This window comes from Kaistella palustris DSM 21579 (assembly GCF_000422265.1).
Classification (GTDB): Bacteria; Bacteroidota; Bacteroidia; order Flavobacteriales; family Weeksellaceae; genus Kaistella; species Kaistella palustris.
This window is the reverse complement of sequence record NZ_AULL01000016.1, coordinates 237,324-262,558: the sequence shown is the minus strand read 5'-3', so window position 1 is coordinate 262,558 and position 25,235 is coordinate 237,324. Positions and strand designations below refer to the sequence as shown.

At 41.3% G+C, this 25,235-nt stretch carries 29 protein-coding genes; 12 read left to right on the top strand and 17 right to left on the bottom strand.

Features of this window, described 5'->3' with window-relative positions:
• Window positions 1-28 precede the first annotated feature (28 nt).
• From clpX to greA, 3 genes are all read right to left on the bottom strand, one after another.
• Window positions 29-1,210, bottom strand: a complete 1,182-nt coding sequence (gene clpX / locus H562_RS0106540; RefSeq protein ID WP_027376767.1) for an ATP-dependent Clp protease ATP-binding subunit ClpX — start codon at window positions 1,208-1,210, stop codon at window positions 29-31.
• Between the two features lie 67 nt (window positions 1,211-1,277).
• The gene (locus H562_RS0106535) at window positions 1,278-1,667 is read right to left on the bottom strand and encodes an HIT family protein (protein WP_027376766.1); all 390 of its coding nucleotides are present in this window, start codon (window positions 1,665-1,667) and stop codon (window positions 1,278-1,280) included.
• A 129-nt stretch (window positions 1,668-1,796) separates the two neighbouring features.
• Window positions 1,797-2,270 (bottom strand): transcription elongation factor GreA, encoded by a 474-nt coding sequence (gene greA / locus H562_RS0106525; protein WP_027376765.1) that lies wholly within the window; start codon window positions 2,268-2,270, stop codon window positions 1,797-1,799.
• A gap of 99 nt (window positions 2,271-2,369) precedes the next feature.
• Between greA and H562_RS0106520 the strand changes: the two genes are divergently transcribed.
• The 4 genes from H562_RS0106520 to H562_RS0106505 all read left to right on the top strand — a co-directional run bounded on the left by H562_RS0106520 (window position 2,370) and on the right by H562_RS0106505 (window position 4,729).
• Window positions 2,370-2,819 (top strand): hypothetical protein, encoded by a 450-nt coding sequence (locus tag H562_RS0106520; RefSeq protein WP_027376764.1) that lies wholly within the window; start codon window positions 2,370-2,372, stop codon window positions 2,817-2,819.
• 18 nt (window positions 2,820-2,837) lie between these two features.
• Window positions 2,838-3,287: a D-aminoacyl-tRNA deacylase gene (gene dtd, locus H562_RS0106515; RefSeq protein WP_027376763.1), complete on the top strand. Its 450-nt coding sequence runs from the start codon at window positions 2,838-2,840 to the stop codon at window positions 3,285-3,287.
• Window positions 3,288-3,400: 113 nt separating this feature from the next.
• Complete coding sequence (locus tag H562_RS0106510; RefSeq protein WP_027376762.1) at window positions 3,401-3,904, top strand: hypothetical protein; 504 nt, start codon at window positions 3,401-3,403, stop codon at window positions 3,902-3,904.
• Window positions 3,905-3,946: 42 nt separating this feature from the next.
• Entirely contained in the window at window positions 3,947-4,729 is a 783-nt protein-coding gene (locus H562_RS0106505; RefSeq protein WP_027376761.1) for an alpha/beta fold hydrolase, read from the top strand.
• Between the two features lie 23 nt (window positions 4,730-4,752).
• Here H562_RS0106505 and H562_RS0106500 read toward each other — a convergent pair whose 3' ends face one another.
• Window positions 4,753-5,760: a DHH family phosphoesterase gene (locus H562_RS0106500; protein WP_027376760.1), complete on the bottom strand. Its 1,008-nt coding sequence runs from the start codon at window positions 5,758-5,760 to the stop codon at window positions 4,753-4,755.
• A 209-nt stretch (window positions 5,761-5,969) separates the two neighbouring features.
• On the opposite strand from H562_RS0106500, the gene H562_RS0106495 reads away from it, so the two are divergent.
• From H562_RS0106495 to H562_RS0106490, 3 genes are all read left to right on the top strand, one after another.
• Window positions 5,970-7,391: a T9SS type A sorting domain-containing protein gene (locus H562_RS0106495; RefSeq protein WP_027376759.1), complete on the top strand. Its 1,422-nt coding sequence runs from the start codon at window positions 5,970-5,972 to the stop codon at window positions 7,389-7,391.
• 143 nt (window positions 7,392-7,534) lie between these two features.
• A complete protein-coding gene (gene rpmH / locus H562_RS15535; protein WP_084466338.1) occupies window positions 7,535-7,693 on the top strand; it encodes a 50S ribosomal protein L34 in 159 nt (52 codons plus the stop codon).
• A 144-nt stretch (window positions 7,694-7,837) separates the two neighbouring features.
• Window positions 7,838-8,548, top strand: a complete 711-nt coding sequence (locus H562_RS0106490) for a cell division ATP-binding protein FtsE (RefSeq protein WP_027376758.1) — start codon at window positions 7,838-7,840, stop codon at window positions 8,546-8,548.
• A 145-nt stretch (window positions 8,549-8,693) separates the two neighbouring features.
• Here H562_RS0106490 and H562_RS0106485 read toward each other — a convergent pair whose 3' ends face one another.
• Both H562_RS0106485 and gltX read right to left on the bottom strand, forming a co-directional pair.
• Entirely contained in the window at window positions 8,694-9,650 is a 957-nt protein-coding gene (locus H562_RS0106485; RefSeq protein ID WP_027376757.1) for an acetyl-CoA carboxylase carboxyltransferase subunit alpha, read from the bottom strand.
• Window positions 9,651-9,697: 47 nt separating this feature from the next.
• Window positions 9,698-11,206: a glutamate--tRNA ligase gene (gltX, locus tag H562_RS0106480; protein ID WP_027376756.1), complete on the bottom strand. Its 1,509-nt coding sequence runs from the start codon at window positions 11,204-11,206 to the stop codon at window positions 9,698-9,700.
• An 85-nt stretch (window positions 11,207-11,291) separates the two neighbouring features.
• Here gltX and H562_RS0106475 point away from each other — a divergent pair, with 85 nt between their 5' ends.
• A complete protein-coding gene (locus H562_RS0106475; protein WP_027376755.1) occupies window positions 11,292-11,636 on the top strand; it encodes a phosphomannose isomerase type II C-terminal cupin domain in 345 nt (114 codons plus the stop codon).
• A 21-nt stretch (window positions 11,637-11,657) separates the two neighbouring features.
• Here the strand turns inward: H562_RS0106475 and H562_RS0106470 are convergent, their stop codons facing one another.
• The 10 genes from H562_RS0106470 to pdxA form a co-directional block, all read right to left on the bottom strand.
• Window positions 11,658-12,563 carry a glycosyltransferase family 2 protein gene (locus tag H562_RS0106470; RefSeq protein ID WP_027376754.1) on the bottom strand — a complete coding sequence of 302 codons (906 nt, stop codon included), beginning with the start codon at window positions 12,561-12,563 and terminating at the stop codon, window positions 11,658-11,660.
• Window positions 12,564-12,574: 11 nt separating this feature from the next.
• A complete protein-coding gene (locus tag H562_RS0106465; RefSeq protein WP_027376753.1) occupies window positions 12,575-13,801 on the bottom strand; it encodes a glycosyltransferase family 61 protein in 1,227 nt (408 codons plus the stop codon).
• A 23-nt stretch (window positions 13,802-13,824) separates the two neighbouring features.
• The gene (locus H562_RS0106460) at window positions 13,825-14,610 is read right to left on the bottom strand and encodes a glycosyltransferase family 2 protein (RefSeq protein WP_027376752.1); all 786 of its coding nucleotides are present in this window, start codon (window positions 14,608-14,610) and stop codon (window positions 13,825-13,827) included.
• Between the two features lie 2 nt (window positions 14,611-14,612).
• On the bottom strand, window positions 14,613-15,410 hold the full coding sequence (locus H562_RS0106455; RefSeq protein ID WP_027376751.1) for a glycosyltransferase family 2 protein: 798 nt from the start codon (window positions 15,408-15,410) through the stop codon (window positions 14,613-14,615).
• Between the two features lie 3 nt (window positions 15,411-15,413).
• Window positions 15,414-16,664 (bottom strand): ornithine--oxo-acid transaminase, encoded by a 1,251-nt coding sequence (gene rocD, locus H562_RS0106450; RefSeq protein ID WP_027376750.1) that lies wholly within the window; start codon window positions 16,662-16,664, stop codon window positions 15,414-15,416.
• A gap of 87 nt (window positions 16,665-16,751) precedes the next feature.
• A complete protein-coding gene (accC, locus tag H562_RS0106445; RefSeq protein WP_027376749.1) occupies window positions 16,752-18,104 on the bottom strand; it encodes an acetyl-CoA carboxylase biotin carboxylase subunit in 1,353 nt (450 codons plus the stop codon).
• An 86-nt stretch (window positions 18,105-18,190) separates the two neighbouring features.
• Window positions 18,191-18,676 carry an acetyl-CoA carboxylase biotin carboxyl carrier protein gene (accB, locus tag H562_RS0106440; RefSeq protein ID WP_027376748.1) on the bottom strand — a complete coding sequence of 162 codons (486 nt, stop codon included), beginning with the start codon at window positions 18,674-18,676 and terminating at the stop codon, window positions 18,191-18,193.
• 114 nt (window positions 18,677-18,790) lie between these two features.
• Window positions 18,791-18,994, bottom strand: coding sequence for a 50S ribosomal protein L32 (gene rpmF / locus H562_RS0106435; RefSeq protein ID WP_027376747.1), 204 nt, complete (start codon window positions 18,992-18,994; stop codon window positions 18,791-18,793).
• A gap of 66 nt (window positions 18,995-19,060) precedes the next feature.
• On the bottom strand, window positions 19,061-19,582 hold the full coding sequence (locus H562_RS0106430) for a YceD family protein (protein ID WP_027376746.1): 522 nt from the start codon (window positions 19,580-19,582) through the stop codon (window positions 19,061-19,063).
• An 86-nt stretch (window positions 19,583-19,668) separates the two neighbouring features.
• Window positions 19,669-20,760: a 4-hydroxythreonine-4-phosphate dehydrogenase PdxA gene (gene pdxA, locus H562_RS0106425; protein WP_027376745.1), complete on the bottom strand. Its 1,092-nt coding sequence runs from the start codon at window positions 20,758-20,760 to the stop codon at window positions 19,669-19,671.
• 127 nt (window positions 20,761-20,887) lie between these two features.
• On the opposite strand from pdxA, the gene H562_RS0106420 reads away from it, so the two are divergent.
• From H562_RS0106420 to H562_RS0106410, 3 genes are read left to right on the top strand one after another with little or no spacing between them, the layout of a single operon-like run.
• Window positions 20,888-21,484, top strand: coding sequence for a riboflavin synthase (locus H562_RS0106420; RefSeq protein WP_027376744.1), 597 nt, complete (start codon window positions 20,888-20,890; stop codon window positions 21,482-21,484).
• Complete coding sequence (locus tag H562_RS0106415) at window positions 21,471-22,925, top strand: sensor histidine kinase (protein WP_027376743.1); 1,455 nt, start codon at window positions 21,471-21,473, stop codon at window positions 22,923-22,925. The genes H562_RS0106420 and H562_RS0106415 overlap by 14 nt, the downstream gene beginning before the upstream one ends.
• A 55-nt stretch (window positions 22,926-22,980) precedes the next feature.
• Window positions 22,981-23,679 carry a tRNA1(Val) (adenine(37)-N6)-methyltransferase gene (locus tag H562_RS0106410; protein WP_027376742.1) on the top strand — a complete coding sequence of 233 codons (699 nt, stop codon included), beginning with the start codon at window positions 22,981-22,983 and terminating at the stop codon, window positions 23,677-23,679.
• Between the two features lie 6 nt (window positions 23,680-23,685).
• Here the strand turns inward: H562_RS0106410 and H562_RS0106405 are convergent, their stop codons facing one another.
• Window positions 23,686-24,264: a DUF6759 domain-containing protein gene (locus tag H562_RS0106405; RefSeq protein ID WP_051190422.1), complete on the bottom strand. Its 579-nt coding sequence runs from the start codon at window positions 24,262-24,264 to the stop codon at window positions 23,686-23,688.
• Between the two features lie 132 nt (window positions 24,265-24,396).
• Here H562_RS0106405 and tsf point away from each other — a divergent pair, with 132 nt between their 5' ends.
• On the top strand, window positions 24,397-25,221 hold the full coding sequence (tsf, locus tag H562_RS0106400; RefSeq protein ID WP_027376740.1) for a translation elongation factor Ts: 825 nt from the start codon (window positions 24,397-24,399) through the stop codon (window positions 25,219-25,221).
• The last annotated feature ends 14 nt before the right edge of the window (window positions 25,222-25,235 follow it).

Here is a 25,235-nt window from a genome sequence, read left to right as displayed (position 1 = left end):
CTAATACAAAGAAAATATTAAATAAATACTAGAATTTTGTGTTTTTTTCCGTCAGTATGATCTTTTTTTGTGCGGATATATCAAACATATAATCTTCAAGGACTTTTTCTGTAGTACCACGCAGACCACGTGCTCCCAGACCCTTCTCCATCGTTTCTTCCACTATTTTTTCAATGGCTTCCGGCGTAAATTTCAGGTCCACGCCATCCATTTTAAATAACTCTGTAAACTGGTTGATAATGGAGTTTTTGGGCTCCTTCATAATACGGACCATCATGTCGCTGGTCAGTTTTTCCAGGTAAGTCACAATCGGAAAACGCCCGAGAAGCTCCGGGATCAGTCCAAACTTTCGCAGATCTATCGCATTGATCTGGCGCAGGATATAATCCTCGTCATCGGTCTTGGTAAGTTTATCTGAACTGAAACCAATAGCCTGTTTGTTGAGTCTTCTTTCGATAATCTCTTTAATGCCATCAAAGGCGCCACCGGCAATAAACAGAATATTCTGCGTGTTTACCTGGATATATTTTTGGTCAGGATGTTTTCTGCCGCCTTGTGGCGGAACATTTACAATGCTACCTTCCAAAAGCTTCAGGAGGCCCTGCTGTACGCCTTCACCTGACACATCGCGGGTGATACTTGGATTATCGGACTTTCTGGCGATCTTGTCGATCTCATCGATAAAAACGATTCCTTTTTCAGCTTTTTCCACATCATAGTCAGCAACCATAAGCAATCGGGAGAGGATGCTTTCCACATCTTCGCCTACGTAACCTGCTTCCGTCAAGATCGTTGCATCTACAATACAAAAGGGCACATTGAGTTCCCGTGCAATGGTTTTTGCCAGAAGTGTTTTTCCCGTACCGGTTTCACCGATCATAATGATGTTCGACTTTTCGATCTCCACGTCACGGTCTTCTTTTTTGGAATGTAAAATTCTTTTGTAATGGTTATAGACCGCAATCGAAAGCTGTTTTTTTGCCTGGTCCTGACCGATTACATATTGGTCAAGAAACGTTTTTATTTCCTTTGGCTTCTTTAGATCTTCCATACTTTCTGCCGGCGAGAAGCCCGAAGTTTCTGCATTTTCAGTCACAATAGCGTGTGCCTGTTCAATGCAGTTTTCGCATATAAATCCATCGTTTCCGGAAATGAGCATTTGAACTTCGGAGCGTTTTCTTCCACAGAAAGAACATTGGTTTGAATTCATTGAATATTGAGATTATTAAGAATTTAGAATAGAAACTTCTAAATTATTTTTAAAAATTTGAGTTAAATTAAGAATTGAGTATCAGGTTCTGGATTTCCTGATATTCTGAATCACTGAACCGAAGCCGCTCATTGTGAAAATTCATGTCGCCCATGCTACTGATGGGAATAAGGTGAATGTGCGCATGTGGAACTTCTAATCCTACCACGGCGACTGCGATCCTTTTTTGCGGATACGCCCTCTCCAGCTTTTTTGCGACCGTTTGTGCAAAACTCCAGAGGCTTTTATGATCCTCACTTTCAAGATCAAAAATAAAGTCGGTTTCCTGTTTCGGAATCACGAGTGTATGCCCCTGTACCAAAGGCATTGCATCTAAAAAAGCCAGATGACTGTCGTCTTCTGCAATTTTATAGGAGGGAATTTCGTTCTGAATGATTTTTGTGAAAATGGAACTCATGATCTTGGTATTTATAGAATTGAAGGCAGATGGAATCTCCAGCGCGCCGGGCGTTCTAAAAATACAAAATTACGATTTATTAAAAAAGCAGTTCTTAAAATTTGAGGAAAATTAAAATGTATTAAAAGCCTACGACAGGAAAATATCCAAAACTTCAAAGGACAGTTTATTGCCGTTCGGAAGTTCAATTTCTGCTGTCTGACCCACGGTTTTTCCTAAAAGCCCCTTGGCAATTGGTGTATTGACCGAAATTTTCCCGGCTTTCAGATCGCTTTCATTATCGGGCACCAAAGTAAACTGCTGCTCAGCTTTGGTCGCATTATTCTTGAGTTTCACGGTAGTCAGAATGGAAACTTTAGAAGTATCAAGCTGTGTTTCATCAATAACCTTGGCATCGGAGATCAGATTTTTGAGTTTGGAGATTTTCATCTCCAGCATTCCCTGGGCTTCTTTGGCCGCATCATATTCTGCGTTTTCAGAAAGGTCACCTTTATCTCTGGCCTCAGCGATCTGCTGGGTAATTTTTGGTCTTTCGATTGTTTCCAGCTGTTCCAGTTCAATTTTCATTTTATCCAGACCTTCTTTGGTAACATAACTTGCCATCATTCTTGTATTTAGCGTTAGTATAAAAAAATAATCCGACATTTGTCGGACAATGTTTTCTGCGTTGATTCGTTTTACAAATATATAAATTTATTTTCGATGAAAAGAAAAATTTCACTGTTACTTTCCACAATCTTTCTCATTTTCAGCCTCTTAAATATGAGCTCCTGCACAACGCGGGAAGAAACAGTGAACTGCTTTCCGGATCAACCAATCAATGTTTCATTAAACCTGAACCTTCCCGCTTATTTTGCGTTGCAAACTGTTGGCGGCTGGATTTATGTGGATGAGCAACAGGACGGCACGCGCGGACTTATCGTGGTGCGCACTACCACAGGATTTAAAGTGTATGACAGAAATGCGCCGCACATTTGCCCCGACACCAACACCACACTTTTGGTGGAAAGCAATATTAAGATCGTGTGTCCCAAGGATGGTGCAGAATGGATTTTGATCACAGGTGAACCTACCAAAATCGCGAAGGTCGCACCCAAAAGTTACCGTTATAATTTCGACTCCAATTCGGGGAATCTTGCCATTTTTTATTAAAGCCAAATTAAAGACTGAATGAAGGCAGTTATTCAAAGGGTTTCCGAGGCAAATGTGGTGGTTGAAGGAAATACAGTGGGTGAAATAAAAAACGGCCTGATGATTCTTGTCGGTATTGATGAAGCTGATGAAAACGCAGACGCAGACTGGCTCGTACAGAAAATTCTGAATCTCCGCATTTTCGCTGATGATGACGGGAAACTTAACCGTTCGGTGCGGGATATTGGCGGCGAAATCCTTTGTATCAGTCAGTTTACGCTGATTGCCGATTATAAGAAGGGAAACCGGCCATCTTTCATCCGTGCGGCAAGACCTGAAAAAGCGGTCCCTTTGTTCGACTACTTTAAAAGTGAACTCGCAAAATCGAAGCTGAAAACAGAAGCCGGAATATTTGGTGCCGACATGAAGGTTTCGCTGCTCAACGATGGGCCGGTTACAATAGTGATGGATTCGCACACAAAAATGTAATTTCTAATCATTAAAAACTTTAATAAATAAGATAAAACCATTCAAAAAAAAGAAAGGGGAAACCAAGTACATCGCCGCCTATTTTGTATTTTTGAAATCATTAATCATATAAAATGCGAGAACTAAGTCTGCTTTTCCTTCTCATCGGCTGTTTTTCCTGCAGTAAAAATAAAAGTACAGGCCCCAAGTATTCTGCTGCGGCAAATATAGACTCGATCAATGCTGCGCGTACAAAATACAATGACAGTATTAAGATCCTGAATACTAAAAATCATTTCCGGGATCTGAGCGGCAGCCACAAATTAACACACAGTTCCATAACCAGTTTCGGCGCGGTCAACTTTAAAAATACCGGCCGCGACCTTTATCAAGTTTCAGGCGGTGCAAAATCCGGTAAAAATTACGTGGAAATTGAGGGGCAAATAAAAATGGTCTCAGAAAAATACCTGAACTTCACGGGAAAAGTCACGCAGCGTATTATAGAAAATGATGGAGGAAAAACAGATGTCCGCTCCAAAAAAACGAGTTTTGTAAGGACTGGAAATTCACCTTACTGGAGATTCCAGAACAGAGTAAACAATTCAGGTTTTGCCGATAATATCGACATTTACCGATAATGTATCTTAATTTCAGATCTTTTTATATCAAAACAAACATATATGCTACACTACGAAATAACCGGTGAAGGAAAAGTGAACCTTGTACTGCTTCATGGATTTATGGAGAGCTTAAAGGTGTGGGATGATCTGCAGAAAAATCTTGATGCAGAGTTCAGGTTAATAAAGATCGATCTGCCCGGTCATGGTCTTTCCGATACTGATCAGGAAACCAACACGATGGAATTCATGGCCGATGAAGTACACAAAATTACTACTCAATTGGATTTAGATACTTTTCATCTTTTAGGTCACTCCATGGGCGGTTATGTGACACTTGCTTTTGCGGAAAAGTATCCGGATCTACTCCAGAGTCTTACCCTCTTTTTTTCGACGTGGATGGCAGATGACGCTGAAAAGAAAGAACAGCGGAAAAAGAGTTTGCGGATTATTGAACAATCCTACAGCACCTACGTAAATGCAGGAATTCCTAATCTGTTCAACCCAAATGAAAAAGATATTCTGGAAGGCAAAATACTGCTGGCAAAGGAAATTGCACTTTCTACCAAAACCGAAGGTGTGACAGCAGCAGTAAAAGGTATGTTGGAACGACCGGACAGGCTCAAAGTTCTTGAAAATTTTGAAGGTAAAATCCTGGTCATTTCGGGTAAACACGATTCGGCGGTGAACAGTGTAAAAACGATAAGTCAACTCCCTGACAAAACCAACATTAAATCCTATCTTTTAGATTGCGGCCACAACGGCCACTGGGAAAAGCCCACAATATGCGCGGAAATCATCAACACGGAACTGCTTCACAATCTGCCTAAACATCTTATTTTCTAAAAAACAAAAATGGGAATTTATGCCTAAAAATCCTCCCCCTCTATTTTTTCTTTAAAGTCCTCGATCGTGCCTTCGATGGTTTTATAATATTTTCCGCCTGCGGCATTGATATGTCCGCCGCCATTAAAATATCTTCTGGAGAAACTGTTTACATCCACATCATCTTTGGAGCGGAAGGATATTTTGATGAAATCATCATACAGATCCTCCATAAAAAATGCGGCCACCCGCGTGCCCATGATGCTTAAACCATAATTTACAAAACCTTCGGTATCACCTTTCTGAAAGCCGAATTCCTTGAGTTCATCGCGTTTCAGCCAAAGGATCGCAACCTTACCGTCTTTCACCACCTCAATACGCCCTAAAATCAGTGCCAGCAGATGCAGGCGGGACACGGTGTTGGTATCCAGAGTATTTGAAGAGATCATTGCAGGATCGGCTCCTTTTTCAATAAGGTTTGCCACGATCCGGTGTGTAGTGGCACTGGTGGATCTGAAACGGAACCCGCCCGTATCGGTCATGATTCCGGTGTAGAGACAGTCCGCAATATCTTTATTTATAAGATCTTCCCGGCCCAGTGCTTCTATGAAATGACAGATCATCTGCGAGGTTGCCGGAACACTCACATCTGAATAGATATAATCAAAGTCATCGGGCTGCTGATGATGATCGATAAGAATCTTTACAGCACGGGCCTTATCGAGCCACGGACCTACAAGGTTGCCACTGCGGTGTGATGCATTGAAATCCAGTATAAAAATAAGATCTGCGTTATAAATCGCTTCACCGGCGACTTTGCGTTTGTAATCTGCAATTATAATTTTCTTTGCCCCGGGCATCCATTTCAGAAACTTCGGAAAATCATTGGGCACAATTACATCTGCGTCCACACCATTTTGACTTAAGAAATGTTTCAGCCCCAAGCTTGATCCTATGGCATCACCATCGGGATTATAATGAGTGACAATTACAATCCTGCGGTCCGGAGTTAAAAGTTTCTTTATTTCTGAAATTTCCTGGGAAGTAAACATTTATCGATTTTTTTTAATGAGCAAAGATAAGGTTTGTCTGTTTGTTTTTAGAACCCGCCGCAAGAAAGAATTGGCATTTTGAAAGCAAACCCAGGTTAACAGCCCTCAGTAAGGGTCTAATCACCTCTGTTAAAAAGGCTAAATCTACATTGTTGATGTATAGATTAAACTAATATTTGCATTCACAAAAACCTTAAAAATATTAAGTCATGAAAAAACAATTTTTACTTCTTCTAAGTTTGTGCAGTACATTGGCATTTGCGCAAAGCAACCGCTCCACTGATGTAAACCGCACTGCAACTCCAAAAAAAAATGTGGTTGTTACACAAAAACTTCCGGAAAAACCTACCGTAAGCACGAAGGCTTATATGGATATCTTTAACTCTCAAAATCTTATCAACCCAAAGCTTTACAAGCAGGAACTGGATCAGACTTCAGGTGTCTCCTCACAGGAATTTGAAACCGGCAACGCGGCTTACAGTGCGATGGCAGCAGATGATTTCGAAGTACCTGCAGGTGCTACCTGGAACATTACTGATGTATATGTAAGCGGTACATCATATAATTCAAACTATCCTACGTCATTCAAAGTTACTTTTTATAATAACTCGGGCACAAATTTACCCGGAACGGCAATCAGAACCGATAATGTAGTGCTTACCGCCGGATCCATCAGCCCCACCATTCCTTTACCTACACCGATGGTATTACCTCCCGGAAAGTACTGGATGAGTGTGCAGGCAGTAATGGATTATACCGTGGGCGGCCAGTGGTACTGGAATACCTACACTGCCACATCAACACTGGGTGCATCATATGCGTGGATGAATCCCGGCGGAGGATTTGGAACAACGTGTACAGGCTGGAACACAGGAACAGTTTGCGTACCTACCACACTGAAAGACCTGCAGTTCTCGCTAAATGGTACGACCGCAGGAATCTGTAAAACTTTTACAGGCAGAGTGTCCACATCTGACCCTACACAAAGCCCACGTGTCAGCAGAAATGGAGTTGCTTCAACCTGTGCCACACCAAAAACATATCCCGGAGATATCAGTTCAGGAAATTTCCATTACAAAACACATTCGATCACCAATACTTCCGGCTCGGCAGAGTGTGTAACCTTTAATTTAGATAACACAGATCCAGACGCTTTAAATCAACTGTTCCTTGTAGCCTACAACGGGTCATTCAATCCTGCAAACGTAGGCCAAAATTATATTGGTGACAGCGGAAGCAGTGCAAGTGGCGGGCTTCCTGTCTCAATGAGCGCTACGATTCCTGCAGGCGCAACAGTTGTTCTTGTCCTCAGCGAAGTTACAGCCAATTCGGTTTTCACTGCAGATTACACGCTGGATGTGGTTGCTGCCAACTGCGGCGCGATTCTGAAAGTGGGTGATATCAGCGGAAAACAGTCCGTGGCCTTATATCCCAATCCCGTAAATCAAACGCTCCACGTAAACGGCATGAATGTAAAAAGCGCGAATATAATTGATGCCAGCGGAAAGCTTATTCCAGTAAAAAATACAGGTAATGAGATCAACGTAGAAGCACTTACCGAAGGAACATACATCATCCAGCTTCAGGATAAAGATGGAAATGTACACTCCGATAAAATCATTAAAAAATAACTTTTTCCTTTAATGTAAACCTGCCTCTGATATAGGGCAGGTTTTTTGTTGAAAATAATTAAGTTATTGTTTGTGGAAAATAAAAACTTTCCTATCTTTGCAATCTGAAAATACGATATAGTTTTTACTTTAAAATATAAGCAATGAGCAAGAGAACATTCCAGCCATCTGAAAGAAAGAAAAGAAACAAGCACGGATTCCGTGAAAGAATGTCAACCCCAAACGGTAGACGCATCTTGGCTGCAAGAAGAGCGAAAGGCAGAAAGAGTTTAACTATCTCCGCGGTTCGCGCGAAGAGATAATCTCCGGATTTATCAGATACGATACATGCTTGAAAGAAATCTTTCAGGCATTTTTTGTTTGTTAAAATGTTTTAATTTTAGCCCAAAGACAAAGTTTTTCGTTATTTTTGAAAAGATTAATTTACACCAATATAACTGTACAACATGCCACATTCATCTAAGGAAGGTCAGGACGTAATTCATCTGAAAAACGCGAAAATTGCACAGAAAAATTTCACGGTTTTGAATGAAGTAAACCTCCATATCAAAAAAGGACGGTTCTGTTACCTGATCGGAAAAACAGGTTCCGGTAAAAGCTCTTTGCTGAAAACCCTTTACGGGCATATTCCCCTGGTTAGCGGAGAGGGAAATGTGGCGGGTTTTGACCTTGAAAAATTAAGGACTTCTGAAATCCCTAGTTTACGGCGAAAGTTAGGAATTGTCTTCCAGGACTTTCAGCTGCTTACAGACAGAACTGTTGAGAAAAATTTACGGTTTGTTCTGGAAGCGACTGGCTGGAACGATAAAACCAAAATGGACGACCGAATAAATGAAGTTTTGGGAAGCGTAGGCATGAAGTCTAAAAAGCATAAGATGCCGCATGAGCTTTCCGGCGGTGAGCAGCAAAGGATCGCGATTGCGCGTGCGTTACTCAACCATCCGGAATTGATCCTGGCCGACGAGCCCACGGGGAATCTGGATCCGGAAACATCAAATGAAATCATGACACTGCTCAAGCAGGTAGCGTTTGAAAACAATTCAGCAGTAGTGATGGCTACACATGATTACCACATGATTCAGAATTTTCCCGGCGAAGCGATACGGTGTGAAGACGGAAAGGTGACTGTTCTGGACACTGCGGAACTTTTCGAATAAGATTCAGCTTCTAATAAAACTCAATTCTGTATTTTTTACAGAATTTTTTTTGCATTTTCATTAAAAAATTTATCGGATCCCGGAAACAGTTTTAAATAAAAAAGACGGGCTAAAGCCCGTCCTGTAATATTTTTCGTAATAATACTTAGCCTTTAAACTGACCCATGGCGATAAATTTATCCTGCCGCTGCGTTTCAAGTTCTTTTCCCGTGAACTTGGAAAATGCTCTGATATTCTGCAGGATGGAAGTTTTTAAATGATCATACGCAAGTTGTGGATCATAGTGCGCGCCACCCAGGGGTTCCTCTATAATTCCATCGATAAACTTTTCACGTAAGGCATCAGAGGGTGTTAATTTAAGTGCATTTGCAGCGTCTTCTTTATGATCCCAGTTCCGCCACAAAATCGAAGAGCAACTCTCCGGTGCAATCACTGTATACCAAGTGTTTTCGAGCATATATACCTTGTTTCCCACGCCAATTCCCAAAGCGCCACCACTTGCACCTTCACCGATAACATAGCAGAAAATCGGAGTTTGAAGTCTGGTCATTTCAAAGATATTCCTTGCAATAGCTTCGCCTTGGCCGCGTTCTTCGGCTTCCAAACCGGGATAAGCTCCGGGCGTATCGATCAGGGAAATGACAGGAATATGAAATTTCTCGGCAAGTTTCATTAATCGTAAAGCTTTTCTGTAGCCTTCGGGATTACTCATTCCGAATCTGCGAAGCTGGCGCTCCTTGGTGGTCCGCCCTTTCTGTGTCCCAATGATCATCACTCGTTCGCCATCAATAGTTGCAAGACCGCCGATCATGGCAGGATCATCGGCAAAATTCCGGTCACCGTGAAGTTCCAGGAAACTGTCTTTATCTGTAATGCCTTTAATAAAATCTAAAGTGTAAGGACGGTTTGGGTGCCGCGAAAGCTGCACACGCTGCCATGGCGTCATACTGCCGTAAATTTCCTTTTTCTTTTCCGTAATTTTATCTTCAATTTGGGAGCAGGCCAACTTTACGTCAACGCCGCTTTCCTCACCGACAAGTGAACATGTTTCATACTGATCCATAAGTTCTTTAACGGGAAGTTCAAAATCTAAATATTCCATTTCTTGCTTTAAAGTTATACCTCAAATTTAGTAAAAATAAGAGGAAATTAAGAGATATTATTCAGCGCATTTTTTATCCTGCGCAGTGACTCATCTTTGCCGAGAGTGGCCAGGATATCAGGAACTTCAGGGCCTTTTAATTCGCCTACGAGGCTCAATCGGAGCGGCATCATGAGTTTCCCCATTCCAATTTCTCTGGATTCTGCAAAGTTGTGAAGTTCTTCTTTAAGATTTTCGGGATGGAAGTCTATATCCTGCAAATGGGCAGATAAAGCATTCAGTAATTCAGGAGTGGACTCATTCCACGATTTCTTCACGGCTTTGGCGTCGTATTCACCTGGGGTTTCAAAAAAGAATTTTCCCTGTTCGTAAATGTCTTTTACAAAAGTCGCCCGCTCTTTTATCAGAGAAATTATTTTTAATAATTTTTCGTCGGTAGCCTCCAGATCAATATCCTGGACGTCTCTCAACATGGCCAGTAACTGCTCATCGGTCTTGGTTTTCAGGTATTCATGGTTGAACCATTCGGCTTTTTCTTTGCTGAACCTCGCGCCGGCTTTATGAACTTTATACAGATCAAACTCCCCGACCATTTCGGGCAGTGAAAGGATTTCGCGGTCATTTGCGGGACTCCAGCCCAAAAGTGCCACCATATTGATAAATGCTTCCGGCAGGTAACCTTCTTCGCGGTAACCTTTGGAAACATTGCCCGTTACAGGATCTTTAAAATTTAAAGGAAATACCGGGAACCCAAATTTATCGCCATCGCGCTTGCTGAGTTTTCCCTTACCTTCGGGTTTTAGGATCAGAGACAGATGCGCAAACTGAGGTCGTTCCCAACCCATGGCCTCATACAGTAAATAGTGAAGGCCAAGTGACGGCAGCCACTCTTCACCCCGGATCACATGTGAAATCTGCATTTCGTGATCATCTACAATATTGGCAAAATGATACGTAGGCATTCCATCGTTTTTAACAAGGACCTTATCATCTAAGGTATTTGTATTCACAGCGAATTTACCGCGTATGATATCTTCCATATTCAGGATGCGGTCGACGGGCATTTTGAAACGAACAACATAAGGAACATCCTGATTTATAAGACGCTGAACCTCTTCTTTGGAGAGTGTAACGGAATTTTTAAGTTGGTTTCTGGTAATATAATTGTAGGCGAAAACCTCGCCTTTTTCCTCCGCTTTTTTTCTGGCTTCATCGAGTTCTTCCGGTGTGTCAAATGCGAGATAAGCTGAATCGGTTTCCAGAAGCTGTGCTAAATATTTATCGTATATATCACGTCTTTCGGACTGGCGGTAAGGTCCATATTCACCACCGTGTTTAGGGCTTTCGTCGGGAATCAGGCCGCACCACTCCAGTGCTTCCATAATATAATCTTCGGCACCTTCCACATATCGGGCAGTATCAGTATCCTCGATACGTACTATAAAATCGCCACCCTGGTTTTTTGCAAAAAGATAATCATATAAAGCGGTTCGTACACCTCCTAAATGTAAAGGCCCTGTAGGACTCGGTGCAAAACGCACTCTTACTTTGCTCATTTCTCTATTAATTTTTAAGGTGCAAATTTAACTAAAAAAATGGCGTGTCCGAAATTTGTTTATTTTTGCAGTTAAATAAGGGAAGATGTTAGAAATTGGCGAAAGACCATGGGGAAAATATTACGTTTTAGAGGATGAGCCGCATTTTAAAGTAAAACGCATTGAGGTAAATCCCGGACAACGGCTTTCGTATCAGTTCCACCATAAACGACAGGAACAGTGGACCGTAATTTCCGGTGAAGTCACCGTGATTTTAAATGATGAAAAAAAGGTCTTGCAGTATGGCGAAAGTCTGTCCATACCCCGCGGCGCCAAACACCGGCTCATGAATCTTACGACGAAACCCGCAGCTATAATTGAAGTTCAGACCGGAACATATTTTGGCGAAGACGACATTGTAAGGCTTGAAGATGATTACGACAGGAAATAATTTCCTTGTAAATTTCATAAACTACCTGAGCAGCAAAAGCTTAAAAAACAGGACAGGATGCTTATATTTTATTTTATACTTTTCGGTTTTCCAGGATTTCTGTAAAGTCTTTCTTTCAGTTTTTGAGGTAGTTTCTGCCAACAGGATCTCGTATTTGTGCCGAAGCGCATTGATTTTATACTTTTTTAATAAATTCTTATCAGCCCGGATATCATCCATGTATTTGGAAGTGATTTTTCTGAAGGAAATTTCCATGAGCTTCCAGTTTTTCGACAGACTGCCGGATAAGATGCGGTAATAAAAAAGTTTTTTATTTAAAAAACCAACTTTAAAACCTAAAGAAGTCAAGCGCAAATTCATATCCCAGTCTTCCGCGTGAATTTCTTCATCAAAGGGATAATTTACCAAAAGTTCCCTTTTCACAAAAACACCAACATTGAAGGGTTGGTTTCCGGTTACATTTTCATAGAAAAAATTATCAATGGTGCGCATAATTCTGTTCTTCTGCTTATCGGTGTACGCATCTACCAATTTATTCTCATCCTGAAGGTAGCGGTAACCATCAGCTAAAATAAAATCGAGCTTGTTTTTTTCTAAAAATTCCAGCTTTTCTGTCAGACTTTCTTCAGCCAGCCAATCATCACCGGAGAGTATTGAGACGTATTCCCCACCTGCATTCGACACCAAAATGTTAAGGTTTTTTGCCACGCCAAAACGTTCTGTATTTTCAATGATCCTGTGCGGAATATCCGAATTCTTCAAAACAGATTTGGCCACACTTAAGGTTCTGTCATCAGATTTGTTATCAAGCAAAACAATTTCAAAATTGGGATAAGTTTGGGCGAGAGCAGAATCAACGGCCTGCGCAATGAACTTTTCGTGATTCATTGTAATGATAATCAGGCTGATAAGTGGATGTCGCGTCATCGATAGAAAGTTTAGTTGCTGATTCCGGTTTTTAATAAACTGCTCAGGTGATCTTTAAAAACATTTGAATCCACCTCGTAATCCTCATGAAATTCTGCGCTTTTACTTTCAAAACGAATATACTTCAAATCAAAACCCACGGATTTTGCAAGTGTTGAGAATACGGAAAAACTTCCCCAGACTGAACCCAGCCACGTTAATCCTTTTCCTCCGCGTTTCGCAAAGATCAAATTGGTCCATGCCGCGCCACTGGAACCCACGACCAAATCGGCGTTCTGCATCAAGAAGATTTGTTCATGGATATTTAAGTCTTCGAAATAAACCGCCTGGAAGCCATAATCAACAGCAATACAAAGTAATTCCTCTTCGTTATATTTCCGTCGGGCGGATTTTCTGGCGATAAATATTTTGGAAACCGGCTTGACCTTCACCTCCTCAACTTTGTAATTCTGCAGGCAGACATCGCGCAGATACTGCACCGACTGCGGATCGATCATTGTAAAATCGGGCTCAAATCTTAAACCTTGCTGCAAATTGGGAACTGTAGGATTGGGACTGGTAATAAACCAAAGTTTTAAAAAACCATGGTAGAAATTCTTTTCCAAATAAATGATTTTTAAATCCTTCAGAAAAAATTCGGCAAGTGTCTTTAAGTTTGGAATCTTCTGTATGTCTTCGTCCAATATAAAAGTGAGTTTCCTGTAGTCAGGGATTTTGGTAATAAACTGTGTCTTGGATAATAACTCGATGACAAAATGATAGTAATTGAAGGAAAAAGTTCCGCCCAGATAAACCGCGTCCAACCGGTGAAATTTTGTCGGATGATTGGTTATTTTCGCCAGACTATTCGAATGAAACGATATATTCGTATGATTATAAATAAAATTCACCGGCGGATCTGTTGGGTAAACTTCATAGAAAATCGTGTCTTTCTGCTTTGTTAAAAAAAATGAAGAATTCCCTGGAATAAATACATCTCGGAGGCAAAGTGCGCAGACGGCAGGTCGGGTTACTCCTACAGAATATTCGGGCGCACCGGTCTCACGCGGCAAAAATATCTGCAATTCCTTTTCGGGATCCGCCAGAATTGTTTTCGTTAGAAAAGGAAAGTGAATATTCTGCAGAGGCAAAAACTTCACAATCCGAGCCTTGGTTCGGAAAAATACCGACAGAATTTTATACTTCTTTTTTTTCCTGAGAAGTATTTGGTGAATTTTATCCAAATTGTTTCCTTCCATGAATTAGTTCTGAAAAAATCCTGTTATTTACTTTCCAGAAAGCCATTTCCGCATCGTATAATCTGCCCATTTACCACATTCTGATAAATCTGAAAATTCCTGTTTTCAGATTTGCGGTCAAAAAAATCGTGGTAAAGATGAAAACAGACCGCTTTCATCTTTAAGCGCCGCTGCTTTATTCCCAGATTATTCAGCCGTGCAGCCAGTTCAATATCCTCGTGTCCCCAGCCGTTCATTTCATTGTTGTAACCATTAACAGCGATAAAATCTTCCCTCCAAAATGAAAAATTACAGCCTTTCACATTGCTGGATTTAAAATGATTCTTTCGGAAAAACCTGGAAAGTACGGTATTTCGTGTGGCATTGATTTTATTTTTTGCCAAAACCGCAATTCGGAAAAAGTTCAGTTTGCCGTGCGCCATAATTTCTTCAGTGTGTTCTTTTGAAATAAGAGAACGGCTGCCATTGAGAAAATATTTTTCTTCACGTTCAGAAATATGGTCTTTTATAAAATCTTTATGAAGCAGAATATCGCCGTCGATCTGTATAATATAATCTGCAGATGTTCCTGCCACAGCTTTATTCATAATAACCGTTTTGCGGAAACCCTGATCTTCCTGCCAAAAATGTTTAATGGGAATTCCGCTTTTAAGTTCCCAACGGTCAATCAGGATTTTAGTTTCTACGCCGGAACCGTCATCAGCAATTAATATTTCCGCAGGTTTTATGGTTTGATTCTGAACTGTTTGCAACACCAGATCCAACGCTTTGGGCCAGTTATAAGTAGAAATTAATATTGCTGTTCTCATCTTCACAAATATTGGCTGACACCGTTTTCACAGTACTTTACGCCGTTTTCTTTGGCGAGGGCGAAGATTTCCTCGTTCTTTTTCAAATTTTCTTTTGCATTTACAGGATGAAAAATATGAAAAACCAAGCCGCCAAGTTTCAGGAACCGCTTTTCTTTTCCGGCATTGAGCAGGCGTGCGACAAATTCCTTATCCTCCGGTCCCCAACCTTTGAAATCTTCGTTATAGCCATTAACTTCAATAGCATCGCTGCGCCAATAGGCCATATTGCACCCATGAATTTCCCACCGCTCGTCGCCACTGATCTTATAATTCGATTCGAACTTTTTCCAAAGGAAAGGTATACGGAACGAACTGAAAAAATTGGCAATACCGCGGGAGAACGGGTTAACTGATATATCTAAGTTTTTCAGTTTCTCTGCTGAAAGCTTTTCATCGATATATATGCGGCTTGCACGTACGAATGAATTTTCCTTCGCAAAATCAATATGATCTTTTATAAAATAAGGATGCAGGATCAAGTCACCATCAATCTGAATAATATACGCACCACTGGCTTTTGCGATAGCCTTATTCCGGATTTTGGCCAGCTCAAATCCATTGTCTTCGTGCCAGATATGAAGCAGTGGAACGGGAGAAATTTTCTGATATTTCTCTACTATTTTCGCGGTACTTTCGCCGGAACCATCATCTGCAACCAGGATTTCAGCCGGCAGAACTGTCTGTTCCATAACACTTTTCAAACAGATATCCAGTGCTTCGGGCCAGTTGTATGTCGATATGAGCAGTGAGGTTTTCAAATATTAACGCGTAAATTCCAAAACGGTCTTTTCAATGATTGCTACGCAGTCCAGGATCTCGGCTTCGGTAATTACCAGTGGCGGCGCCAAACGGATAATGTTGCCGTGTGTTGGTTTTGCAAGTAAACCGTTTTCCTTCAGTTTCATGCAAATATCCCAGGCTGTGGTACTTTCGGGCGTATCATTTATTAAAATTGCGTTAAGCAAACCTTTTCCGCGCACTTTTGTAATGAGCGAAGTTTTTGCGATTACTTTTTCGATTTCGGCGCGGAACAGTTTTCCGAGTTTTTCGGCTCTTTCAGCAAGATCTTCTTCCTGCACAACTTTTAGTGCGGCCATGGCCACGGCGCAGGCAACGGGATTTCCTCCAAAAGTTGAACCGTGCTGTCCAGGTTTGATGACGTGCATGATCTCATCATTGGCCAACACCGCAGATACAGGATACATACCACCGGAAATCGCTTTTCCTAAAACAAGAATATCCGGTTGTACGCCTTCATGATCACACGCAATGAGTTTTCCTGTGCGGGCAATCCCGGTCTGAACTTCATCTGCAATAAAAAGAACATTGTGCTGTTTGCAAAGTTCAAAAGCTCCTTTCAAGTAACCTTCATCCGGAACATATACTCCAGCTTCTCCCTGGATAGGCTCTACCAGAAAGGCCGCAATATTTGCCGCATCATTTTTTAAAGTTTCTTCCAAGGCCGCGAGGTCGTTATATGGGATTTTAATGAATCCTGGTGTAAAAGGGCCATAATTCTTACTTGCATCGGGGTCATTTGAAAAAGAAACGATGGTGGTTGTTCTCCCGTGGAAGTTATTTTCGCAAACAATGATTTTTGCTGAATTCTCATCGATACCCTTTACTTCATAACTCCATTTCCGCGCTAATTTCACCGCAGTTTCCACAGCTTCTGCACCGGAATTCATCGGCAGCACTTTATCGAAACTAAAAAGTGAAGTGATCATCTTCTCATATTCGCCCAATTTGGAGTTATAAAATGCACGCGATGTAAGCGCGAGTTTTTTTGCCTGCTCCACCAGGGCTGCCAAAATTTTCGGATGTGAATGCCCCTGATTTACAGCCGAATATGCCGATAAAAAATCATAGTATTTCTTACCCTCAACATCCCAGACAAATACACCTTCGCCTTTATCTAAAACCACAGGCAGCGGATGGTAATTATGCGCTCCATATTCGCTTTCGAGGTTGATATAATATTGGGAATCTTTCTGTTGCGTAACTTCTGACATATCTTTGCTTTTTTACAAATTTAAGGATTATTAATGGAAACAAAAACTGCCTCAAATTGAGGCAGCAGGTATAAAAAAGTATATTTCTTAATTTTCGAAATTTTTATCCATCACGAAATCCTCCATGAATTTTGTGGTGTAGTTACCGGCGATATAATCTTCATTTTCCATCAGCTGGCGGTGGAAAGGAATTGTTGTTTTTACCCCTTCTATATAAAACTCCTCGAGCGCACGCTTCATCTTGGCAATCGCTTCGTCCCGCGTTTGTGCCGTAGTGATCAGTTTTGCGATCATAGAATCGTAGTTCGACGGAATCGTGTACCCGGAATATACGTGCGTGTCTACGCGAATTCCGTGACCACCGGGAATATTAAGTTCGGTGATCTTTCCGGGTGACGGGCGGAATTCATTGTATGGGTCCTCTGCATTGATCCTGCACTCTATGCTGTGAAGCTTAGGTAAATAGTTGGTGCCGGAAATTGAAAAACCTGAAGCCAAAAGAATCTGCTCACGAATCAGATCGTAATCCACCACCTGTTCCGTAATCGGATGTTCTACCTGAATACGCGTGTTCATTTCCATAAAATAGAAATTCCTGTCTTTGTCGACGAGAAATTCGATGGTTCCTACACCTTCATAACCGATATATTCTGCAGCTTTTACGGCAGCGGCGCCCATTCTTTCGCGAAGTTCATCGGTCATGAATGGCGAAGGCGTTTCTTCGGTCAGCTTTTGATTTCTGCGCTGGATGGAGCAATCTCTTTCGGATAGGTGACACGCCTTGCCATACTGGTCACCGGCGATCTGAATTTCTATATGGCGTGGTTCTACAATCAGTTTTTCCATGTACATACCGCCATTTCCGAAGGCAGCAGTCGCTTCCTGAACGGCCGAGTCCCAGTGATCGTGCAGATCCTCGGCACGGAAAACAGCACGCATACCTTTTCCGCCACCACCGGCAGTTGCTTTAATCATCACAGGATAACCGATTTCTTCTGCTAAAACTGCGGCAGTTTCGTAGCTGTCAATAAGACCTTCTGAACCGGGAACGCATGGAACACCGGCTTCTTTCATGGTTGCTTTGGCGTTGGCCTTATCGCCCATTCTGTCGATATTATCGGGAGTTGCACCTATGAACTTGATGCCGTTTTCCTGACAGATTCTGGAGAAATTGGAATTCTCCGATAGGAATCCATAACCCGGATGTATCGCATCTGCATTGGTGATCTCGGCAGCTGCAATGATATTTGAAATTTTTAAATAAGAATCTTTACTCGCCGCAGGACCGATACAAACTGCTTCATCTGCAAACCGCACATGCAGACTGTCCTTGTCGGCGGTTGAATACACAGCGACTGTTTTGATCCCCATCTCTTTGCAGGTACGCAGGATGCGCATCGCAATTTCGCCGCGATTGGCTATTAATATTTTTTTAAACATCTAAGAAATTTTGAATTTTAAATTTTGAATTTTAAATTATTTTAGAAAGGTCATCTAAAATTTATAATCTATCATTTAAAATTATATTAAGAAGGATCTACAAGGAATAATGGCTGATCATATTCTACCGGAGTGGTATCATCCACAAGAATTTTCACAATTTTACCGGAAACTTCGGATTCGATCTGGTTGAAGAGTTTCATAGCTTCGATCACACAGACTACTTTACCCACGGATACTTCGTCGCCTACATTTACAAATACATCTTTATCCGGTGATGGTTTTCTGTAGAAAGTTCCGATCATTGGGGATTTTATGGTCACCAGTTTACTTTCGTCGGCTACCGGTTCTTCGGCTGCATTTGGAGTTGCCGGGGCTGCGGCCTGTGGCTGCGGTGCGGAGATCTGCTGCGCACCTGTATGATAAACTGGTGGCTGCTGCATGTAAGTTACCTCATTTCCCCCAAGCGGGGTTTTAATGGTGATTTCGAAATCTTTTGTTTTGTACTTTACCTCGGAAACCTCAGCTTTAGACACAAATTTAATGAGATTCTGTATGTCTTTAATGTCCATAAAAATAATATTTATTTATTATGCCAAAGATACATAAAAACAACAAAAAACCACCCGAAATCAAAAAATCGAGTGGTTTTTGTATAAATTTAAGTGAAAACCTTGCTTTATCGCTTAATCTTCGTCTGTAGTTTCTACGGCTTTTTCCATTACCACTTTACCGCGGTAATACAGTTTACCTTCGTGCCAGTGTGCTCTGTGGTAAAGGTGCATTTCTCCGGAAGTTGCATCTTTGGCCAACTGAGGAACCTCAGCTTTGTAATGCGTTCTTCTCTTATCTCTTCTTGTACTGGATTGTCTTCTTTTTGGATGTGCCATTTTCTTATAATTTTGTTGATGAGCGATGAGGAATTGATTGCTCAATACTCATCATTTTAAACTATTTTAATTTTTATCTTTCAATTTCTGCAGTGCTTCCCACCGCGGGTCAATTACGGGTTTTTCTTCCTCTTCTTCTACGGGACTGAATCTGTTCAGTATTTCCAGGTCTTCTTCCGACAGGTCCGGCGAAACTTTTTTCATAGGTATCGCAAGCACCACATCTTCATATATGAGCTGAACAATGTTGAAGGCGTGATCCTGAGCAGGAATGGTAATTACATCAATATCGCTGTCATCATATTCCTCTCCGAATTTTACCAGAACTCTGATCTCATTTTGTAACGGGTAACGGAAGTATTCGTTTGAAATATCACAAACCAATCTTACCGAACCTGCTGTTGTAATCCAGAACTCCAGAAATGTGGCGTGTTTTTCCATTAACACATCTGCCACCAGTTCAGGTTCCGAAAATTCCTGTTCCGTATCGAAAAGCGCAAAGAACGTCTTATCTATCTCAAATTGGAAATTATGTTTTCCGTTTTTCAGTCCGGAAAAAACAACTTCGTAGTTTTTTCTCCTGTCCATAAATTGAGTGTGCAAAAATATGCAATTTTTTTAATATTACAAATAATTCTGAAAACAAATCCCCGACATTTCAAATTTATCCCGGTTTAATGATTTTGGTCGCGTGGCAGGTCCTCATCAACACCACTGTTCACGGGGCTTCTGCGTGGCTGAAGCCTGTTTGTCATCAGATCATTATATTCCTGCCGGTTCTTAAATATTTTGATTGCAGTAAAAATCGCTTCTGTAAAACTGTGCTCATCTGCAATATTTTGTCCGGCAATATCGTAAGCCACACCGTGATCGGGTGAGGTCCTCACAAAGGGAAGACCGGCGGTATAATTTACACCGTCTTCGTAAGCCAGTGTTTTAAACGGTGCCAAACCCTGATCGTGATACATGGCTAAAACCGCATCGTATTTTCTGTAATTTGCGGGCTGAAAAAAACTGTCTGCCGGAAAAGGGCCGAACGCCAAAACACCATTATCGAATAGTTCGCGGATCACAGGCTGAATAATTTCAATCTCTTCCCTGCCGATTGCGCCACCATCGCCGGCATGCGGATTAAGTCCGAGTACAGCAATTTTTGGCCTTTCGATCTGAAAATCTTCGGTAAGACACTGGTTCAGGAGCTTGATCTGTTTTTTAATCTTCTCTTTTGAAATGCTTTCTGCAACCTGAGAAACAGGGATATGGTGTGTCGACACAGCCACTTTCAAATCATCGGTAACCAGGAACATCAGTCCTTTTTTCCCGAACTTTTCTTCGAGATAACCGGTATGACCTGCGTGGGCAAAACCCTGCTTCAACATTTCATCTTTATTAATGGGTGCGGTAACCAACACATCAATCTCACCGTTCATAAGTGCTGTAGAAGCTGCTTCAAGAGAGTCGATTGCCATACGCGTTGATTCTTCAGTTGGCGTTCCCAGGTTAACATTTACATTGTCTTTCCAAAGGTTAACCATATTGATCTTGTCATTCTGGACCTGACCAACTTCGGTAATATAATTAAAGGTATGCTGAAATTTGAAAATATTCTTCTGATAGGTAAACAGTTTTCCGGAACCAAAAATAACCGGTGTGAAAAATTCGGTAATCGCTTTATCGTTCAAAGATTTCATAATGATTTCCGGACCAATGCCATTAAAATCACCTATTGATATGCCTACTTTTATTTTCTGATGTTTCGGACCCATTTTTGTTATCTTTGGATATTAATAGAATTTCACAAATTTAATAAATTAGGACGAACTATCCCGATTTATTTAAAACAGCGGAAACTCAGACCTCCTGATTTTAGCGCTTTCTTAAGAAAAAAAATATATGTTTACAGGAATTGTTGAAGCCACAGGAATCGTGGAACAAATTACACCAAAAGGCACCAATGTAGAGTTTATTCTGTCCTGCCCTTTCACCCAAGAATTAAAAATTGATCAAAGCCTGGCGCACAACGGCTGCTGCCTTACGGTAGTTGAGATTACAGATGACAAATACAGTGTTACTGCGATCCAGGAATCACTCGAAAAAACCAATCTTGGACAGTGGAAAGAGGGTACCCAAGTAAATCTCGAACGCTGTCTGAAGTTCGATGGACGGCTCGACGGACACCTGGTGCAGGGACATGTAGACCAGACAGGAACTGTAGAAAATATTGAAGATAAGGACGGAAGCTACCAAATCACGATCCGGCATTCCGAGGATGGAGGGTTTATAACCGTACCCCAGGGCTCGATCACGGTCAACGGAATCAGCCTCACAGTAGCCGAAAGTGGCGAAGGTGAATTTAAAGTGGCTATCATACCTTATACCTGGGAGTTTACCAATATGAAAAATCTTCAGAGTGGTGATATTGTCAATTTGGAGTTTGATATTATCGGAAAGTATGTAACGAAACTTATGACAAAAAATGCCATTCTCTAAATACAAAGGTTACAGTCTGCGGAACAAGGTTTTCGGTGGTTTTCTGCTCATCTGTCTGCTGAGTATTTTGGGTTCAACCGTGCTTTCTTATTTTGTTTTAAAGAGCAATGCTATAGAGCAGAGCCGCACCGATCTGCAGAAAAAGTCAGATGCGCTTATGTCTGCGCTGGATTATGCAGTAAGTCACCGCCAGGTTCAGACCGCCGATCTTCCCGACGTTTTATCCAACGATATCTTCGAAATTGCCGACATTAATAATCAGGATATCATGATTTATGACCTGAAAGGTAACCTACTGATCTCCAACAAAGACATTCACCTCATTCCAAACAAAAAAATCGAGCTCGACATTGTAAACCGGGTTTTAAAAAATGTAGGCCGCGTTGATTTTCAAAGTTATGACAAGAAGACAGACGCCAATGTAACTTCCTCTTATATGCTTTTGAAAAACAATATGCTGGAACCCATCGCAATTGTCTATTTTCCCTTCTACCACAACGATTCCTCTTATTTTAATGTTTTTGATAAGTATGTGAATTATATTGTATTAGTGAATCTCGCAATTATCGCCATCGCGATTTTCATGAGCTGGATCATCTCCAACAATCTTACAAAAGCAGTGTCGAAATTCTCGGAACTTGTAAACAGGATCACACTTTTTGAAAATGAACCGCAGCCGATCAGGTATTATCAGAATGACGAATTAAACCAGCTTGTAAAGGCTTACAACAAAATGATTTTGCAGATCAAAGAGCAGAAAGAACGGCTGAGTTTTAAGGAAAAAGAAGAAGCCTGGCGCGAGATGGCAAAACAGGTCGCGCACGAAGTGAAAAATCCGCTTACTCCGATGAAACTCACCATTCAGAATTTCGAAAGGAAATTTGACCCGGCGGACCCCAAAATTCATGATAAGGTAAAACACATGAGCAAAACGATCGTAGATCAGATCGACCTTGTAGCTACAGTGGCCACCGCTTTCTCACAGTTCGCGCAACTTCCCGAAAAGCACAATGAAATTTTCGATCTGAACCGTGAGATCAAAAACATCATCAATGTATTCAGCGACGAGAAAATCTATTTTCACGCGAACCAGGACAATATAATGATCGATATGGACAAGATCTACCTCTCGAGAATTATTACAAATCTGGTATCAAATGCGCGCCAAGCACGTGACGAAACTCGCGAAAGTGTAGTAAACGTAGATGTAGAACAACGCCACAAACGCATTCTCATCACAGTCCACGACAACGGGATCGGAATTTCGCAGGAGCTGTACGACCGGATCTTCGAACCCAATTTCACCTCTAAATCCAGTGGCACCGGGCTGGGTCTTACCATGGTCCGCAAAATGGTTGAAGATTACAAGGGTGAAATTTCGGTGGAATCTGAAGTGGGAAAAGGCACAACTTTCAGGATTTCTTTACCTTCAAATCTTTAGAGCGGCAAGCAATTCATTAAATAAGAATACAGAATTCTTTGGCAAAGTATCATTAATGAAACCTTTTCATTTTCAGCAATTCAGTCTTCAACAAAATCAAAACGTTTTCCGCGTGGGTACCGACGGGGTTTTACTCGGTGCGATGGCCAGCGTAGAAAATGCCCCAACCATTCTGGAAGTCGGGACAGGTACTGGCTTAATCTCGCTGATGGTGGCGCAGCGAAACGGGAGCGCTAAAATAGTAGCTTTGGATATTGATAATAACGCCGTAAGCCTGGCGGCCGAAAATTTTAAGAATTCACCGTTCACTGCCAGGTTGTCTGCGCAAACCGTCGATTACAGGGACTTCGAAACCGTAGAAGAATTCAGTCACATTATTTCAAATCCGCCCTATTTTGAGCAGAATTCTTCAATAAAAGATATCACTGCACGACAGCAGACACAACTTTCGTTTAATACTTTAATTAAAAAAACTGCCACACTTTTAAAGAGTGACGGCCGATTTTCTGTAATTATACCCTTTGAAGCAGGACTGGAATTTGAAAAACTATGTGTTGAAAATGGACTGCACGCCTTTAGAAAAATAAAAATATCCGGACTGAAAGATTCCAAACCAAAACGGTGGATCCTGGAATTCAGCAAAAAACCCGGTCCATGTAATGAAGCAGAATTTACGATCGAAAAGTCAGCACGACGGTATTCGGACGAATATCTTGAACTGACTAAGGACTTTCATCTCTTTGGAAAAAGATAAAAAAAATTATTTAGGAGCGTTCAGCGTCACCACAATATCCTTCGAAATATTTTTCCTCGAGGTGTATTTGGCATCGCAAACCGAGGTGGTTAAAGTATAGGTTCCCTTATCCAGAAGCACAAAATTCTGATTGTTTGCGGGCACATCCAGATTATAATATTTTTTTCCGCTGATCTTTACGATCAGATTGCACTTCGATTTGTTTACGATCTGCACATAAGCTGTTGTACTGGAGGGATCGCTGTTGAACAGATGGTTCAGCAGATCGGCAGTTCGCTTATGTTTATCGTTGGAGCCGTCTTTGGCGACATCCCTTTTAATGGAGGTCTGCAGTTTTGACGTGCTGAGCGGTTTTACCGTGGGTTTTGCCACTTTTGCCTGTTGCGCTTTTGTTTTATCACCATTGATCACCGCGAAAAGTTTGCGGCGGAATTCGGGAGTTTTCGGGTGGTTCGGATTATATTTTATGAAATTTGCAATAACCTGTGGATCGCTGCTGTTCTCCACCTGTGCAGCAGAATATTTAGATTGTGCAAAAGAATATACCGATAAAAAAAGAGGAAAAAAATAGAAAAATCTTCTCATGAAAAGGGTGATTTTTAAAGTTGAAATTTTAGTAATAACGTATAAATCTGCTTTTTAGTTTGTATGGAATTTATTATCTTTGCACGGCCGAAAAAAGCTAAATTATTCAATTTTAATTATAAAAATAAATATATGTATACAGTGGTTGCTGCAGATGTAGCTAAATTAAGAAACATTACAGGAGCAGGAATGATGGACTGCAAAAAAGCCTTGATCGAAGCTGAAGGCGATTTCGATAAAGCAATTGAAAACCTCAGAAAAAAAGGTCAGAAAGTTGCAGCAAACAGAGCCGACAGAGATTCATCTGAAGGTGCAGTAATTGCCAAAGTGAACGAAGACAACACGCTGGGTGCGGTTATCGCGCTGAACTGCGAGACTGATTTCGTAGGTAAGAATGATAATTTCGTAGAACTGGCGCACGAACTTGCGGAGCAGGCTGTATTTTATGCAAATAAAGAAGAATTTTTAGCGTCAGATTTCCACGGAATGACTGTAGCCGACAAACTGATCGAGCAGACCGGTGTGATCGGTGAAAAAATCGAGATCGGTTCTTTCGAAAGAATTGAAGGTCCTTTCCTTGGAGCTTACATCCACGCAGGAAACAAGATCGCTGCAATCGCATCGCTTTCCGGTAAGGCCGAAGGAGCTGCAGAAGCTGCAAAAGCTGTAGCCATGCAGGTTGCTGCAATGAACCCAATCGCTTTGGATGAAACTATGGTTTCTCAGGAAACGATCGACAAAGAACTCGATATCGAAAGAGAACTTTTAACTAAAGAAGGAAAACCTGCAAACATCATCGATAATATCCTGAAAGGTAAAATGCAGAAATTCTACAAAGACAATACTTTGGTACACCAGGCTTTCATTAAGGATTCCGGTGTTTCCGTAGCAGACTACGTAAAATCCGTGAATTCAGATTTAAAGGTTGTAGGTTTTGTAAGAGTAAGTCTTTCGTAACAGAAATATTTCTG

Excerpts from the sequence above, each read along its gene's own strand:
- H562_RS0106505 (WP_027376761.1), top strand. The coding sequence starts at position 3,947 with ATGCTACACTACGAAATAACCGGTGAAGGAAAAGTGAACCTTGTACTG.
- H562_RS0106465 (WP_027376753.1), bottom strand. The coding sequence starts at position 13,801 with ATGGAAGGAAACAATTTGGATAAAATTCACCAAATACTTCTCAGGAAA.
- H562_RS0106510 (WP_027376762.1), top strand. The coding sequence starts at position 3,401 with ATGCGAGAACTAAGTCTGCTTTTCCTTCTCATCGGCTGTTTTTCCTGC.
- H562_RS0106520 (WP_027376764.1), top strand. The coding sequence starts at position 2,370 with ATGAAAAGAAAAATTTCACTGTTACTTTCCACAATCTTTCTCATTTTC.
- H562_RS0106415 (WP_027376743.1), top strand. The coding sequence starts at position 21,471 with ATGCCATTCTCTAAATACAAAGGTTACAGTCTGCGGAACAAGGTTTTC.
- H562_RS0106410 (WP_027376742.1), top strand. The coding sequence starts at position 22,981 with ATGAAACCTTTTCATTTTCAGCAATTCAGTCTTCAACAAAATCAAAAC.
- rpmF (WP_027376747.1), bottom strand. The coding sequence starts at position 18,994 with ATGGCACATCCAAAAAGAAGACAATCCAGTACAAGAAGAGATAAGAGA.
- H562_RS0106475 (WP_027376755.1), top strand. The coding sequence starts at position 11,292 with ATGTTAGAAATTGGCGAAAGACCATGGGGAAAATATTACGTTTTAGAG.
- H562_RS0106460 (WP_027376752.1), bottom strand. The coding sequence starts at position 14,610 with ATGAGAACAGCAATATTAATTTCTACTTATAACTGGCCCAAAGCGTTG.
- greA (WP_027376765.1), bottom strand. The coding sequence starts at position 2,270 with ATGGCAAGTTATGTTACCAAAGAAGGTCTGGATAAAATGAAAATTGAA.
- H562_RS0106470 (WP_027376754.1), bottom strand. The coding sequence starts at position 12,563 with ATGACGCGACATCCACTTATCAGCCTGATTATCATTACAATGAATCAC.
- H562_RS0106495 (WP_027376759.1), top strand. The coding sequence starts at position 5,970 with ATGAAAAAACAATTTTTACTTCTTCTAAGTTTGTGCAGTACATTGGCA.
- gltX (WP_027376756.1), bottom strand. The coding sequence starts at position 11,206 with ATGAGCAAAGTAAGAGTGCGTTTTGCACCGAGTCCTACAGGGCCTTTA.
- H562_RS0106420 (WP_027376744.1), top strand. The coding sequence starts at position 20,888 with ATGTTTACAGGAATTGTTGAAGCCACAGGAATCGTGGAACAAATTACA.
- rpmH (WP_084466338.1), top strand. The coding sequence starts at position 7,535 with ATGAGCAAGAGAACATTCCAGCCATCTGAAAGAAAGAAAAGAAACAAG.
- rocD (WP_027376750.1), bottom strand. The coding sequence starts at position 16,664 with ATGTCAGAAGTTACGCAACAGAAAGATTCCCAATATTATATCAACCTC.
- H562_RS0106485 (WP_027376757.1), bottom strand. The coding sequence starts at position 9,650 with ATGGAATATTTAGATTTTGAACTTCCCGTTAAAGAACTTATGGATCAG.
- H562_RS0106490 (WP_027376758.1), top strand. The coding sequence starts at position 7,838 with ATGCCACATTCATCTAAGGAAGGTCAGGACGTAATTCATCTGAAAAAC.
- H562_RS0106500 (WP_027376760.1), bottom strand. The coding sequence starts at position 5,760 with ATGTTTACTTCCCAGGAAATTTCAGAAATAAAGAAACTTTTAACTCCG.
- H562_RS0106430 (WP_027376746.1), bottom strand. The coding sequence starts at position 19,582 with ATGGACAGGAGAAAAAACTACGAAGTTGTTTTTTCCGGACTGAAAAAC.
- clpX (WP_027376767.1), bottom strand. The coding sequence starts at position 1,210 with ATGAATTCAAACCAATGTTCTTTCTGTGGAAGAAAACGCTCCGAAGTT.
- H562_RS0106535 (WP_027376766.1), bottom strand. The coding sequence starts at position 1,667 with ATGAGTTCCATTTTCACAAAAATCATTCAGAACGAAATTCCCTCCTAT.
- accC (WP_027376749.1), bottom strand. The coding sequence starts at position 18,104 with ATGTTTAAAAAAATATTAATAGCCAATCGCGGCGAAATTGCGATGCGC.
- tsf (WP_027376740.1), top strand. The coding sequence starts at position 24,397 with ATGTATACAGTGGTTGCTGCAGATGTAGCTAAATTAAGAAACATTACA.
- dtd (WP_027376763.1), top strand. The coding sequence starts at position 2,838 with ATGAAGGCAGTTATTCAAAGGGTTTCCGAGGCAAATGTGGTGGTTGAA.
- accB (WP_027376748.1), bottom strand. The coding sequence starts at position 18,676 with ATGGACATTAAAGACATACAGAATCTCATTAAATTTGTGTCTAAAGCT.
- H562_RS0106405 (WP_051190422.1), bottom strand. The coding sequence starts at position 24,264 with ATGAGAAGATTTTTCTATTTTTTTCCTCTTTTTTTATCGGTATATTCT.
- pdxA (WP_027376745.1), bottom strand. The coding sequence starts at position 20,760 with ATGGGTCCGAAACATCAGAAAATAAAAGTAGGCATATCAATAGGTGAT.